Source organism: Amycolatopsis sp. NPDC058986 (assembly GCF_042741125.1).
In the GTDB taxonomy this organism is placed as follows: Bacteria; Actinomycetota; Actinomycetes; order Mycobacteriales; family Pseudonocardiaceae; genus Amycolatopsis.
The window spans coordinates 122,965-136,509 of the sequence record NZ_JBHYJW010000005.1 but is presented as its reverse complement, the minus strand read 5'-3'; the positions used below and the strand labels follow the sequence as shown (position 1 = coordinate 136,509).

The 13,545-nt window shown below is 71.3% G+C and carries 13 protein-coding genes; 1 reads left to right on the top strand and 12 read right to left on the bottom strand.

Features of this window, described 5'->3' with window-relative positions; genetic code table 11:
• Positions 1–18: 18 nt before the first annotated feature.
• The 12 genes from alc to uraD form a co-directional block, all read right to left on the bottom strand.
• Positions 19–1,155 carry an allantoicase gene (alc, locus tag ACFW0G_RS07000; protein WP_378323884.1) on the bottom strand — a complete coding sequence of 379 codons (1,137 nt, stop codon included), beginning with the start codon at positions 1,153–1,155 and terminating at the stop codon, positions 19–21.
• Positions 1,152–2,468 carry an allantoinase AllB gene (gene allB, locus ACFW0G_RS06995; RefSeq protein ID WP_378323883.1) on the bottom strand — a complete coding sequence of 439 codons (1,317 nt, stop codon included), beginning with the start codon at positions 2,466–2,468 and terminating at the stop codon, positions 1,152–1,154. The genes alc and allB overlap by 4 nt, the downstream gene beginning before the upstream one ends.
• Positions 2,465–3,586 (bottom strand): glycerate kinase, encoded by a 1,122-nt coding sequence (locus tag ACFW0G_RS06990; protein ID WP_378323882.1) that lies wholly within the window; start codon positions 3,584–3,586, stop codon positions 2,465–2,467. The genes allB and ACFW0G_RS06990 overlap by 4 nt, the downstream gene beginning before the upstream one ends.
• Positions 3,583–3,969, bottom strand: coding sequence for a gamma-glutamylcyclotransferase (locus tag ACFW0G_RS06985; RefSeq protein ID WP_378323881.1), 387 nt, complete (start codon positions 3,967–3,969; stop codon positions 3,583–3,585). The genes ACFW0G_RS06990 and ACFW0G_RS06985 overlap by 4 nt, the downstream gene beginning before the upstream one ends.
• 10 nt (positions 3,970–3,979) lie before the next feature.
• On the bottom strand, positions 3,980–5,425 hold the full coding sequence (locus tag ACFW0G_RS06980) for an NCS2 family permease (RefSeq protein ID WP_378323880.1): 1,446 nt from the start codon (positions 5,423–5,425) through the stop codon (positions 3,980–3,982).
• Between the two features lie 141 nt (positions 5,426–5,566).
• Positions 5,567–6,049 (bottom strand): nucleoside deaminase, encoded by a 483-nt coding sequence (locus ACFW0G_RS06975; protein WP_378323878.1) that lies wholly within the window; start codon positions 6,047–6,049, stop codon positions 5,567–5,569.
• A gap of 19 nt (positions 6,050–6,068) precedes the next feature.
• On the bottom strand, positions 6,069–8,369 hold the full coding sequence (gene pucD, locus ACFW0G_RS06970) for a xanthine dehydrogenase subunit D (protein WP_378323876.1): 2,301 nt from the start codon (positions 8,367–8,369) through the stop codon (positions 6,069–6,071).
• Positions 8,366–8,848, bottom strand: coding sequence for a (2Fe-2S)-binding protein (locus ACFW0G_RS06965; RefSeq protein ID WP_378323874.1), 483 nt, complete (start codon positions 8,846–8,848; stop codon positions 8,366–8,368). The genes pucD and ACFW0G_RS06965 overlap by 4 nt, the downstream gene beginning before the upstream one ends.
• Positions 8,839–9,708 (bottom strand): FAD binding domain-containing protein, encoded by an 870-nt coding sequence (locus ACFW0G_RS06960; protein WP_378323873.1) that lies wholly within the window; start codon positions 9,706–9,708, stop codon positions 8,839–8,841. Before ACFW0G_RS06960 ends, ACFW0G_RS06965 begins: the two co-directional genes overlap by 10 nt.
• A 14-nt stretch (positions 9,709–9,722) precedes the next feature.
• Positions 9,723–10,598 carry a factor-independent urate hydroxylase gene (gene pucL, locus ACFW0G_RS06955; protein WP_378323872.1) on the bottom strand — a complete coding sequence of 292 codons (876 nt, stop codon included), beginning with the start codon at positions 10,596–10,598 and terminating at the stop codon, positions 9,723–9,725.
• A 49-nt stretch (positions 10,599–10,647) separates the two neighbouring features.
• Entirely contained in the window at positions 10,648–10,962 is a 315-nt protein-coding gene (uraH, locus tag ACFW0G_RS06950) for a hydroxyisourate hydrolase (RefSeq protein WP_378323871.1), read from the bottom strand.
• Positions 10,959–11,471 carry a 2-oxo-4-hydroxy-4-carboxy-5-ureidoimidazoline decarboxylase gene (gene uraD, locus ACFW0G_RS06945; protein ID WP_378323870.1) on the bottom strand — a complete coding sequence of 171 codons (513 nt, stop codon included), beginning with the start codon at positions 11,469–11,471 and terminating at the stop codon, positions 10,959–10,961. Before uraD ends, uraH begins: the two co-directional genes overlap by 4 nt.
• A gap of 273 nt (positions 11,472–11,744) precedes the next feature.
• Here uraD and ACFW0G_RS06940 point away from each other — a divergent pair, with 273 nt between their 5' ends.
• Entirely contained in the window at positions 11,745–13,304 is a 1,560-nt protein-coding gene (locus ACFW0G_RS06940) for a helix-turn-helix domain-containing protein (protein WP_378323869.1), read from the top strand.
• Positions 13,305–13,545: the final 241 nt, after the last annotated feature.

Below are 13,545 nucleotides of genomic sequence, written 5' to 3'. Positions count from 1 at the left end.
TCGAAGCGGTCGGAACGCTCACGAGTCCTTGCCCAGCAGGGCTTTGAGCAGGTCCGGCACCGCGGTCACCGGACGGTCGGCCAGCTCGCCGGGCAGCCCGGCGGCGGCCAGTACCTGGACGGCCTGGGCCAGGGGGAGCGAGGTGAACCACCGGGCCGTCAGGTCGTGGACCGCCTGGGCGGTCAGCTCGCCGTAGAGGCGGAAGCGGCCGATGCCGCCGTCGGGGTGACTGTCGATCCGGACGTGGGTGACCGGACGGTCCGCGGCGAGCCGGAACCGGTGGGTGGTGTCCGGCAGCAGCTTCGTCTCGGGCAGCAGCGGGAACCACGCCGTGTCGTCATCGGGTGACGCGGTCGCGCTGTCCACACCGGACAGTGCGACGCGGTCCGGTGAATTGCCGAGGTAGTGCGTGGTGGCTATCTCCGCGACCACTGGGGTCGCCGCGCAGGCTAGCGACAGCACCGCCCAGTCGTGTCCGTCGTCGCGGCGGCGGGCGGTTTCCCAGCCGTCGGCCATGAACCGGGACTCGCCGGGCTGGAGCATGTTGGCGGGCGGGGAGAAGAAGCTGTCGCTGCACCGGAGCACGGTGCCGCCGTTCAGGGTCGCCGCGAGGTCGAACGGCAGCCCGGACAGGTCGCGGGGATCGGGAACGACTTCGCCGTGCACTCGCAGCCGGGCGATTCCGCCGTCCGGGAGGATGTGCAGCCGGATGTGCGTGACCCGGCGGGGACTGTCCACTGTGAACACATTGTGCGTGCCGCCCGCCAGCGGGCTCTCCGGCAGCAGCTCGAACCACTCGGCGGCTGCCAGCTCCTCGACGCCGGGGTAGCCCTCGACTCCGGTCGCTTCGACCCGGCAGCGTTCCGGATAGTTGCCGAGGAAGAACGAGGTGTCCACGTCGATCGCGCGCACGATGCCGGGGGCGCCGAGCCGGAGCAGCACCCAGTCGTGCCCACCGGTCCTGCCGAAGCGCCTGCGGGTCTCCCAGCCGTCGTACTCCTGGCCCTTCGGGGTGAAGGTGTGCGGCCGGAAGGCCGGGTCCTCGGCCTTGATGAGGTTTTCCTTGTCGGCGAAGAACTCGTCGCTGGCGGCCAGGACGGTGCCGCCGTGCGGCCGGGACGCGAGGTCGGGCAGGGTGGTCGGTTCGGTGGTCATGCTTTCCTCTCTCGGGACAACAGAACTCCGGTGGGCTCGCCGTCGATCTCCCGGCCGCGCAGCCAGGTCCGGTGGACGACGCCGTGCAGCCGCGCCCCGGCGTACGGCGTGATCGGGTGCCGGTGCCGCAACCCGCCGACGTCGACGGTGAACTCCTCGTCAGGGGCGAAGGCGACCAGGTCCGCGTCGCGGCCGGGGGCGATCCGTCCCTTGCCGGACAGTCCCGCGAGGTCCGCGGGCGCGGTGGCCATCCAGCGTACGACGGTGGAAAGCGAGTGCCCGCGGCGTCGCGCCTCGGTCCAGACGGCGGGCAAGCCCAGCTGCAGCGAGGACACCCCGCCCCACGCCTCGCCGAACCCGCCTCGCTTCAGTTCGGGCGTCGAGGGCGAGTGATCGCTGACCACGCAGTCGATGACGCCGTCGGTGAGCCCTCGCCACAGCCGGTCCCGGTTGACGTCGTCCCGGATCGGCGGGCAGCACTTGAACTCCGTCGCTCCGTCCGGGATCCGTTCGGCGGCCAGCGTCAGGTAGTGCGGGCAGGTTTCGGCGGTGATCCGCACCCCGGCCGCCCGGGCGTCGGCGATCCGGCCGAGCGCGGCGGCCGAGGAAAGGTGCAGGACGTGCGTCCGCGCGGAATGCCGCGTCGCGCGGTCGATCAGTCCGTCGATGGCTCGCTGTTCGGCCGATTCCGGGCGCGAGGCGAGGAAGTCCGGATAGGACTCGCCCGCCGCCGGGGCCGCGTCCAGTTCGGCCGCGTCCTCGGCGTGCACGATCAGCAACGCGTCCATCTTGGACAGTTCGGCCAGCGCGGCGTCGAGTCCCGCCCAGTCCAGCGGCGGGAATTCGTCCACTCCGGACGGAGAGAGAAAACATTTGAAGCCGAAGACGCCCGCCTCGTGCAACCCGGCGAGATCGTCGAGGTTGCCGGGGATCGCCCCGCCCCAGAAACCGACGTCCACCACGCACTGCCCGGCCGCCGCCGCGCGTTTGACCGCCAGCGCGCCGGCGGTCACCGTGGGCGGCAGGCTGTTCAGCGGCATGTCGAGGATCGTGGTGACCCCGCCCGCCGCCGCGGCCGCCGTCGCGGTGGCGAAACCCTCCCATTCGGTGCGGCCGGGTTCGTTGACGTGCACGTGGGTGTCCACCAGCCCGGGAAGCAGGGCGAGGCCGCCGAGGTCGACGTCGCGCGCGGTGTCCACAATGGAATTCCGGTCGAGTACGGCGGTGATCCGTCCGTTGTGGACACAGACGGCGGCGGGACGGGGGCCGCCGGGGGTGTGGACCTGGTCCGAACGCAGTACGAGGTCGGTCATGGGCTCCTCAGCCAGTCTTCGGCCAGCCGCGCGGACACCATGGTCAGCAACGGTCCGGCGGCGGCGATACAGCGAGCCGGGTCCGGCTCGACATCGGTCAGCGCGTACGCGGCCTCGAAGCCCGAGTCCCGCAGCGCGGCGGTGGTGAGCAGGCAGCGGCCCGCGACGGCGACCACCGGAACGGCCGCCTTCCGCGCCCTCGCCGCGACTCCCGAGGGCGCCTTGCCGCGCAGGGTCTGCTCGTCGAGCGAACCCTCACCGGTAACGACGAGCCGGGCGTCACGCAGGGCGTCGTCGAACCCGAGCAGTTCGGTGAGCAACTCGATCCCGGGACGCCTGCGCGCGTGCAGTACGGCGAGCGCGGCGAATCCGACGCCGCCCGCCGCGCCCGCCCCGGGGCGCGCCGCGTCCGCTGGGCCGGCGACCTCGGCCCAGCGGCGCAGCCCGTCCTCCAGTACCCGGACCGCCGCCGGGCCCGCCCCTTTCTGTGGTCCGTAGACCGCGGCGGCACCGTGCGGGCCGAGCAGCGGGTTGTCGACATCGCTCGCCAACTCGATGTCCACTTCGGACAATGCGGGGTCCAGATCGGACAGTTCGAGGCGGTGCAGCTCCCGCAATGCGGCGCCGCCGGGGGCGAGCTCCGCACCCGAGGAGTCGAGCAGCCGGGCGCCGAGCGCGGTCAGCAGGCCCGCTCCGCCGTCACTGCAGGCGCTGCCGCCCACCCCGAGCACGATCCGGCGGGCACCGGACCGCACCGCCGCGGCGATCAGGTCCCCGGTGCCCGCGCTGGACGCGGTCAAGGGGGCGGGCACGTCGCCAGGGAGCCGGTGCAGCCCGGACGCCTCCGCCAGCTCCACTATCGCGGTGTCGCCCGAAAGCGCGAAGGAGGCGGTGATCCGCTGCCCGGTCGGGCCCCGCGCGGGGACGTCGACGCGGCGGAAACCGGCGGCGACCGCCGCGGCGACGGTCCCGTCACCCCCGTCGGCCACCGGCAAGGTACGCACCGGGACGCCGGGGACGACGGAACCGATCCCGGCCGCGATGGCGCCGGCGACCTCGGCGGCGGTCAGGGAACCCTTGAACTTGTCCGGCGCCACCAGGACGTGGGGCCCGCTCACGGCTTCTTCGTGCCGGCCCGGTAGGCCCGCCAGTCGCCGATCTCGGTGATGTCGGTGAGCTGGACATGCGAGGTGTAGGGACGACGCAGCAACATGGCGAAGGCCGAACTGCCATCGGCGAGTTCGACGACGCCGAGCTCCAGTTCGTGCGGTTCGCTCGGCAGGACGCGGTCGCGCAGGACGTCCATCGAGAGGTCGTACACCTCGCCGGACACCGCGGCCCCGCCGTGCGATACCGGATAGAGCGCGGGGCAGGCGTCGCCGACGGAGTAGAAACGGTACTTCGGCGCCGTCTTGGTCGCCGTGACGAGCGGGGCGTCGCCGAGGAGGTGGTGCAGTGGCTCACCCCGCATGGCTCCGCCGTTGAGGAACATCAAGGCCATTTCTCGCTCCTTATGTGAAGAGAGCTTCGATGCCGGTGACGCCGAAGTAGACGCCGAAGATCAGCGCGAGCACGGTGAGCAGCCAGCCCGCCTCGCGCCACCGGCCCTTGCAGGTCTTGATCAGCACGAACGCGATGAGCCCGGCGCCGACGCCGTTGGTGATCGAGTAGGTGAACGGGATGACCGCCACCGTGAGGAACACCGGGATCACGTAATCCGTGTCGTGCCAAGGGATGTTGCGGCACTGCGCCATCATCATCCCGCCGATCACCACGAGCGCGGGCGCCGCCGCCTGCGCCGGGACGACGTCGGCCAGCGGGGTGAACAGCAGGGTGGCAGCGAACAGCGCCCCGGTGACCACGCTCGCCAGCCCGGTCCGCGCGCCCTCGCCGACCCCGGCCGCGGATTCGAGGAACACGGTGTTGGGGGAGGCACCGCTGACCCCGCCCATCACCGCACCGGCGCCGTCGACGAGCAGGATCCGGCCCATCCGCGGCACCTTCCCGTCCCGGGACAGCCCGGCCTCGTCGGAGACGCTGGTGATCGTGCCCATCGCGTCGAAGAAGCCGGAAAGCACCAGGGTGAACAGGAACACCGTCGCCGCGATGGGCCCGGCCGAGACGAAGCCGCCGAACAGGTCGACGTGCCCGAACAGCCCGAAGTCCGGCGCCGCGAGCAGGTGATCGGGCACCCTCGGCTCCACCAGACCCCAGCCGGAGACGCCGAAGCCCTGGTTGAGCACGACCGCGAGCACGGTGGCCGCGCCGATGCTGATCAGCACCGCGCCGGGCACCTTCCGCGCGGTCAGCACGGTCATCAGCAGCAGCGCGAAGCAGAACACCGCGATCGGCCAGCCGGACAGATGCCCGTTCAGCCCGAGCCGGACCGGCACGGTGCTGTGCGCGGCGTCCGGCGTCCTGGTCACGAAACCGGCGCTGACCAGGCCGACCAGCGCGAGGTAGAGGCCGACGCCAACGGTGATGGCGGTCTTCAGCGCCTTCGGGATCGCGTCCATGATCCGCTGGCGGATGCCGCTCGCGGCCATCAGCACGATGCAGACGCCTTCGAGCACGACCAGCCCGAATGCCTGCGCCCAGGTCATCGCCGGTGCCATCTGGAAGGCCACGATGCCGTTGATGCCCAGCCCCGCCGCCAAAGCGAGCGGGGCGTTGCCGATCAGTCCCATGAGGACGGTCATCACCGCGGCGGCGAGCGCGGTGGCGGTGGTGATCTGCGACGAGGTCAGCCGCGCGCCGGTGATGTCGGCCGACGCGCCGAGGATGAGCGGGTTGAGCAGCACGATGTAGGCCATCGCGACGAAGGTGGTGATGCCGCCGCGGACTTCGCGGCCGACGGTCGATCCGCGGCCGCGGATCGCGAAGAGACGTTCGAGCGGGGAGAGGCGGCCTGCGGTGGCGGGTACGCCGAGGCGGGCCTCGGGCTGGGTCCGGGTCATGCGTCCTTCCCTTGCCGGTGGGCGTGCTTCGCCGCGCCCCGTATGGCACGGGGCGGGGCGAGCGGGACGTTTGGGTTTTTCTGGTGCTCCGGTCAGCACCGGTTTCGGCCAGGTTCTGGCGATTTCCGGTGGGTTTTCGGCTCAGTATTCGACGCGTGCGGTGTTGTCCAGCCAGGCCGCGAAGGGAACGAATCCGTCTACTGTGGACAGCCTGGCGACGGGTACGTCCCAGCTGTCCCTCGGCTTGTCGAAGAGCTCGTAGAAGGCGCGGTCGTCGAAACCGGCCTTGGCCGCGTCGTGGCGGTCGCCCGCGTAGATGACGCGGTCGACCCTGGCCCACAACGCCGAGCTGAGGCACATCGGGCAGGGCTCGCAGCTCGAAACGAGCACGCAACCGTCCAGTTTGAACGTTCCGAGTTCCTGGCAGGCCGCGCGGATCGCGGTCACTTCGGCGTGCGCGGTCGGGTCGAGGTTCGGGGTGACGCGGTTGATGCCGGTCGCGACGATCTCGTGGTCGCGGGCGATCAGCGCGCCGAAGGGCCCGCCGCCGTTCGCGACGTTCTCGGTGGCCAGCCGGATCGTTTCGGCGAGCCACGCGGTTTCGAGGTCGGTGTGCACGAGCATTTGTTCTCCCGGAAGTCGTTCAGGTGCCGGTGATGTGTTCCGGTTTGATCGGGACGCGGGGGAGCGCGAGGCCGGTGGCCGCGCGGATCGCGTTCGCGATCGCCGGGGTGGCGGAGATGGTCGGTGGCTCGCCGACGCCCCGGACGCCGTACGGCGCGTGGGGATCGGGACGCTCCAGCACGTCCACGGTCATCGGCGGCATGTCGAGAATGGTCGGGATGAGGTAGTCGGTGAACGACGGGTTGCGCACGGTCCCGCCGGTGACCTGGATCTCCTCCATGACCGCGAGGCCGAGGCCCTGCGCCGATCCGCCGTGGATCTGGCCGAGCACGGCGTCCGGGTTCACCGCCTTGCCGACGTCCTGGGCGCAGTCCAGCTGGACGACCTTGACCAGGCCGAGTTCGGTGTCCACGTCGACGACGGCGCGGTGCGCGGAGAAGCCGTATTGCACGTGCGCGTTGCCCTGACCGGTTTCGGGGTCGAGCGGGTACGTCTTGCGGTGGTGGTATTCCCGGGTCTCCTCGATGATCTCGTCCCCGAGCACCTCCGCGAGATCCGCCAGCACGACGCCGTCGGTGCCGGTCAGCTTCCCGCCGCTCAGGCTCAGCCCGTCCGGGGACACGCCGAGGCGGCGCGCGGCGAGTGCGTACACCTGCCCGGCCACCGCGAGGCACGCGTTCCGCACCGCGCCGCCGGTGATGTAGGTCTGCCGGGACGCCGAGCTGGACCCGGCGTCGCCGACGCTCGTGTCGTGCGGATGCAGGGTGACCCGCTGGACGCCGAGTTCGGTGCGCGCGATCTGCTGCTGCACGGTGACCAGGCCCTGGCCGACCTCGGCCGCGGCGGTGTGCACCAGCGCGACCGGCTCGCCGCCGATCACCTCCAGCCGCACCCGGGCGGTCGAATAGTCGTCCAGCCCTTCGGCGTAGGAGATGTTCTTGATCGTCACGCCGTAGCCGACACCACGCACGACCCCCTCGCCGTGCGTGGTGTTCGCCGCGCCACCGGGCAACTGCAGGATGTCGGCGTCGGTGTTTTCCGGCGGCAGCGGCAGATCCCGGACGCGCTGGACGAGTTCGCCGACGGGGGCGGGAAAGTCGACGACCTGGCCGGTGACGGTCGTCGATCCCTCGCTCATCGCGTTGCGGACGCGCAGTTCGGCCGGGTCCATCCCGAGCGCGGCGGCGAGTTTGTCCATCTGGGACTCGTAGGCGTAGGTCGGCTGGACCGCGCCGAGCCCGCGCATCGCGCCGCAGGTCGGGTTGTTGCTGTAGACGCCCCAGCCCTCGATGTGCGCGTTGGGCACGTTGTACGGGCCGACGCTCAGCGTCGTGCCGTTGCCGACCACGACCGGGGTCTTGGAGGCGTAGGCGCCGCCGTCGAAGTACAGCCTCGCCCGGACGTAGACCAGCTCGCCGTCGCGAGTCGCGCCGTGCTCGTAGTACATCCGCGCGGGGTGGCGGTGCACGTGGCCGAAGAAGGATTCCTCGCGGTTGTACGACATCTTCACCGGGCGGCCGGTGCGCAGCGCCAGCATGCACGAGTGGACCTGCATGCTCAGGTCCTCCCGGCCGCCGAACGCGCCGCCGACGCCGGACAGTGTCAGTCGCACCTTCTCCGGCGGCAGCCCGAGCGCGTGCGCGGTCTGCTTCTGGTCGACGTGGAGCCATTGCGTCGCCAGGTAGAGGTCGACGCCGCCGTCCTCGTCCGGTACGGCGAGTCCTGCTTCCGGGCCGAGGAAAGCCTGGTCCTGCATGCCGATTTCGTACACGCCGGAGACCACCACGTCCGCCCTGGCTTCCGGGTCGCCCTTGACGATCCGCTGGTAGCGCACGAGGTTGCCGTTCGGGTGCAGTTTCGGCAGCGAGTCGTCATGGGCGGCGCGCTCAGGATCGGTGATCGGCTCCAGCACGTCGTAGTCGACCCGGATCTTCTTGAGCGCCTGCCGCGCGATCTCCGGGTGGTCGGCGGCGATCAGTGCGACGGGTTCTCCTTGGTACCGCACGAGGTTTTCGGCGAGCACCGGGGTGTCCTGGTGTTTCAGGCCGTAAACGTTTTCGCCGGGGACGTCCTCGTGGGTGAGGACCGCGTGCACCCCGGGCGTGGCCAGCGCCGCCGAGACGTCGATGGCGAGGATGCGCGCGTGCGGATGCGGGCTGCGCAGGGTGGCGCCCCACAACATGTTCTCGTGCCACAGGTCGGAGGCGTAGGCGAACTCGCCGCGGACCTTCAGCGTGCCGTCCGGCCTCAGTGGACTGTCACCGACCCCGCCGGAGATGGTGTCGGCCAGGTTCTGCGGGGAACGGGCGGGCGCGTTCATCGGGCCCCCTCCTTGTCCCGGCGGCGCGACGCGGCGAGCCGGACCGCTGCCAGGATCTTCTCGTAGCCGGTGCAGCGGCACAGGTTCCCGGCGAGCGCTTCCCGGATCTCGGGGTCGCTCGGCTCGGTGTTACGTTCGAGGAGGTCGTGCGCGGCGACCAGCAGGCCCGGCGTGCAGAATCCACATTGGACAGCACCGGTCTCCACAAAGGACTCCTGGACCGGGTCGAGCCGGTCGCCGTCGGCGAGCCCCTCGACCGTGCGGACCTCGCGGCCCTCGGCCTGTCCGGCCGCGACCAGGCAGGAGCACGCGGGGACGCCGTCGAGATAGACCGTGCACGAGCCGCATTCGCCCTGCTCGCAAGCGTTCTTCGAGCCGGGGAGGCCCAGCCGCTCCCGCAGTACGTAGAGCAGGCTTTCCCCTTCCCAGACGTCGTCGGCTTCGCGTTTCTCGCCGTTGACGGTCAGGTTCACGCGCATGCCCGTCCTCCTCGGGTGTAGTCGGACCAGGCCCAGCCGAGGGTGCGGCGGGCCAGCACGGACAGCGCGTGCCTGCGATAGGCGGCGCTGCCCCGGACGTCGTCGATCGGCGACGCGGCCTCGGCGACCAGCGCGCCGAACCGGCGCAGCACCGAGTCGTTCAGCGGCCTGGGCGATTCCCAGTCCAGCTCACCGGCGATGAACTCCTCGGCGGAGGTGGCCGCGCGGGGCGTCGGTGCGGCCGAACCGAGCCCGGTGCCGACGCGCCGTTGCGCGGGATGCAGGGCAAGGCCGAAGGCGCAGACCGCGATCACCATCGCGTTGCGCGTGCCGACCTTGCTGAACTGCTGCGGCCCGTCGGCGGGCGCGAGGTGGACGGCGGTGATCAGCTCGTCCGGTTCGAGCACATTCCGCTTCACCCCGAGGTAGAAGTCCTTCGCCGCCACGATCCGGGTGCCCCTGACGGACGCGATCTCGACGTCGGCGTCGGCCGCCAGCAGGGCGGGATGGCTGTCGCCCGCCGGGGACGCGGCGCCGAGGTTGCCGCCGACGCTGCCCCGGTTGCGGATCTGCGGTGAGCCGACGGTCCGCGCGGCCATCGCCAGCCCGGGCAGTTCCGTGCCCAGTTCGGCGATGATGCGGGTGTAGGGCACCGCGGCGCCGATCCGGATCCGGCCGTCCTGGCGGCCGTGCTCGTGCAGCTCGGCGACCCGGTTCAGGTCCAGCAGGGCGGCGGGACGGCGATGGTCGAAGTTCAGCTCCACCATGACGTCGGTACCGCCCGCGATCGGGACTGCGTCGGGATGTTCCGCTTTGGCGGCAAGGGCTTCGGCCAGGCTACGGGGGCGCAAGAAGTCCACTGTGGATTCCTCCCTCAGTCCCAGGCCGGACCGGCGGGTGGCGCGTCGTCGCGCAGCACGGTGCCTTCGATGAGGCCATAGGGGCGGTCCGCCGCGTAGAACACCTCGCCGGGGTTGTCCATGCCGAACGGGGTGAGGTCGGTCAGGAAGTGGTGCTTGTTCGGCAGGCTCAGCCGGACCTCGGCGATTCCCGGGACGTGCTGGAGCACCCGCTCGCCCATGGCGTACAGCGTCTGCTGGAGCGAGAAACTGTAGGTGGCCGCGAATGCCTCCAGCAGGTTCTGGCGCGCGGCGCGGTAGCTCGCTTCCCAGTCGACGTCATCGGTCGTGGCGTGCCGCCAGGTCGCGTTGACGGCGGTGGCGAGGATGCGGTCCTTGGTCTCCTGCAACGTCGTGTACCGATCGCGCGGGAAACCCCAGAACTCGGAGTCGGTGGAGTTGAGCACGGTCAGGTCGGTGATCCCGGACAGCGCCCACGACCGTTCGCCGTCGTAGCTCACCACGGTGGTGCGGGTGCCGTCGCCCGAGCGGGAGAACGAATGCCGGGCCGGTTCGCCCTCGACCGTCAGCCGCGACCACGAGTACCGCTCGATGGCGACCCGCGCGAAGTGGATGCTCTCCTGCGAGTCGACGAAGTGCCGGGCCAGCCGCAGCGCGAAGTCCTCGATGGACCCGATGCCGTCGCGGGCGAAGGCGTACACGGTGTTCTTCTGCGTGTCGGTGGCCAGCACCTTGTCGTTCGCGCCGCTCAGGTGCGTGTCGGCCATGTCACCGGACAGCGCGACGCTGACGTTGAGGTCGGTGATCCCGTGCTCCTCGCCGTCGCGGTCGATGCGGACGAGCCGGACTTCGGCCTTGCCGTACCGGTTCCCGCCGAGAACGATCGCCATCTTTCCGTGCTCCTCGTGGTCCGAAATGGATGTCTGAAGTGGACAGTGCTCAGCTGCCCCGGTAGGTCGAGTACGCGTAGGGGCTCAGCAGCAGGGGGACGTGGTAGTGCTCGCCGGGATCGCCGATCCGGAAGGCCACCGTGACCTCGGGGTAGAACGCGCCGGCGCCGAGGTAGGCACCGGTGTCGAAGACGAGCCGGTGCGTGCCGGGGCCGGGGGACCAGCCGGTGATCCGGCCGTCGGTGTCGGTCCGCTCCTCGGCGACCGTGGCCCAGCCCGTGTCGTCGTGGCGGTCGAGCCGGACGCCGAGTCCGGCGGCGGGCCGGCCCTTCGCGGCGTCCAGGACGTGGGTCGACAGGCTCAAGACAGCCACCTCTCCAGTCGCAGCCGGACGATCTTGCGCAGTTCCTCGCGGACCACGGCGCGTTCGGCCTGTTCGTCGTTGCCGAGGCGGGCTCTGAGGTGCGCGAGGATCTCGGCCGCGGGCAGCCCGCTCGCACAGATCAGGAACACCCGGTCGAAGACGTGCTCGTACTCGGCGTTCGCCTCGGCCAGTTCCGCGAGGACGGTGGCGTCCGCGGTCGCGGCGGCGGACTGCTCACGACGGGACCACGCCGCTTCGCGGCCCTGCCCCGCGGCCCGCTCGCCGATCCGCGGGTGGGCGGAGAGCGCTTTCTCGATCTCGTCCCAGCCGAGGACCGCCAGTTCCATGTCCGACGCACGCAGCACCGCGCCGACGTCGTCATACGGGCGGCCCGCCGCGATCGCCGCCGCCCAGACCGGCGAGGCGCAGCAAGCGAGCAGTTCGCGCTCGGCCGCGGCGCCGGAGAGGGCGTGGAACGGGGTGAGCACGCTCCGTGAAGATTCGCTCATGCGATCGACTCGCTCCGCGAGACAGCGTCCAATTCCTTTTGGCGCATGATGTCCATGATTCGCTCGCAAGCATCACTCATGCCGTACCGTCGCCTCCCGCTCGTCGCGTCGTCGCGCCTCGCTGTGCCCGATCGCTCGCTTTCCGGGCTGTGAAGCAGTACACACTGGGAGTTCCGCGGCTGGCCAGCGGCGGATTCACCGAAAGAACGGGGGCGCGGGGACGTGGTTTTCGTGCTTTCCTCCAAAGACGGACAAAAGAAGCTTGGAGGCACGGTGCGACTGAGCGCACTCTTGGCGGCCGAGCAGCTCGGGCTCACGCTGCTGGTCGGAGAAGACCAGCTCGACCGGAGTTTCGAGCGTGTCTTCACTGCCACGCTGCGTGACCCCCGGCGTTATCTCACCGGCGGGGAACTCGTGCTCAGCGGCATGGAGTGGTGGAACAACCCAGCCGAGTCGGAAGCGTTCGTCGCCGCGCTCGCGGAGGCCGACGTCGCGGCACTCGGCGCGGGAACCGCCCAATGGGGTGGTGGTCCGGTGCCGGACCACATGGTGGCGGCCTGCCGCCGGCATCGCGTGCCGCTGATCGAAGTCCCGGTGAACGTCTCGTTCGCCACCATCAGCGAGCAGGCCATCCTCTGGCTGGCGGCGGAACGCGCCGAGCGCACACCGGGGGCGGGCCGGTTCCTCGACCAGTACCGGCGGCTGGTCGCGGCCGTCGCGGACGGCGGCGGCATCGCCAACCTGATCGCCGCGGGCGCGACCGAACTGGGCGCGGACTGCTGGGTGCTGAGCGCCACCGGACGCCTGATCGCCGGACCGGCGGACACGCTCGCCGCGGACCGCCGGGTGCTGCTGGCCGAGCGGTTCCTGCGCGCGGACCGGCTGCCGAAGGTCGTCGAGACGGACGCGGGCCCGGTGACCCTGCTGTCCGCCGCCGCGCGGGCGGGCCATCGCGTGGTCAGCTGGTTCCTCGTGCTCGACGGGGACCACGAGCCGGCCGACCGGGAGCTGGCCGCGGAACTGGCCACGCTGGCCGGTCTCGAACGCACCCGGCTCGACGACGCGAAGCGGATGGAAGACCGGGCGGCCCAGCCGCTGCTCCGGCTGGCGCTGGCGGAGAACACGACCGCGGCCGAGGTCGCCGCACGCCTGCCGGAGGCCGATCTCGCGCCCGCCGATCCGGTGTGCGCGGTGTCGGTGAGCCTGGACGGCGGCGGTCCGGGCCTCGCCGCGGTGCTCCTCGCGGAGCTGCTCGCCCCGCTGGGGGACCGCGCGATCATCGGCGAGATCGACGGGGAAACGCTTGGCCTGGCCCGGATCTCGCCCGGCGCGGGGCTGGACGCGGTGGACGCGCTGGTCGCCGAGGTGAAGGAAGCCGTGCGGACGCTCGAACCCGCGCTGGGCTCGGCGCGGCTGGCGGTCGGCGCGAGCCGGGCACTCGACGCCGCCGGGCTGCGGTCGGCCGTGCACGAGGCGCGGCACGCCCGCAAACTCGCCGAGCTGGCTCCCGGCCGGGCCACCGTGGTGGCGGGCGACGACGTCGCCTCGCATCTGCTGCTGCTCGCCGCGGTCCCGGACGAGCTGCGGAGGTCGTTCCGGTCGCGGGTGCTCGGGCCGGTGCTGGCCTACGACGCCGCGCACAAGTCCGAGCTGATCCACACCCTCCGGGTGTTCCTGCAGAACTCGGGGTCCTGGACGCAGACGTCGGCCGCCCTGCACGTCCACGTCAACACCCTGCGTTACCGGATCAGCCGGATCGCCGAGCTGACCGGCCGGGATCTCGCGTCCTTCCCGGACCGGGTCGACCTCTACCTGGCCCTCGACCAGGAGTGAGCCCGGGTTGCCGTCGGCGCTGTCCCGAACGACGCGTAGCGGACGCTCAACGTCTCCAACGGCGCGTTCGGGACATGTCAGCGGTCAGGGTCTCTGTCCTTTGTGGATTTGGTGCCGCTTCGCGCGGCGCGCTGCCTTGTGGGGGGGGGCCGCCCCCGCGACCCGAATGACTGCCACAGCCCCGAGTGGGACCACACATTAAACTGGGGAGGGGGCCGGCCGGGGGGTTGTGGGGGGGCAC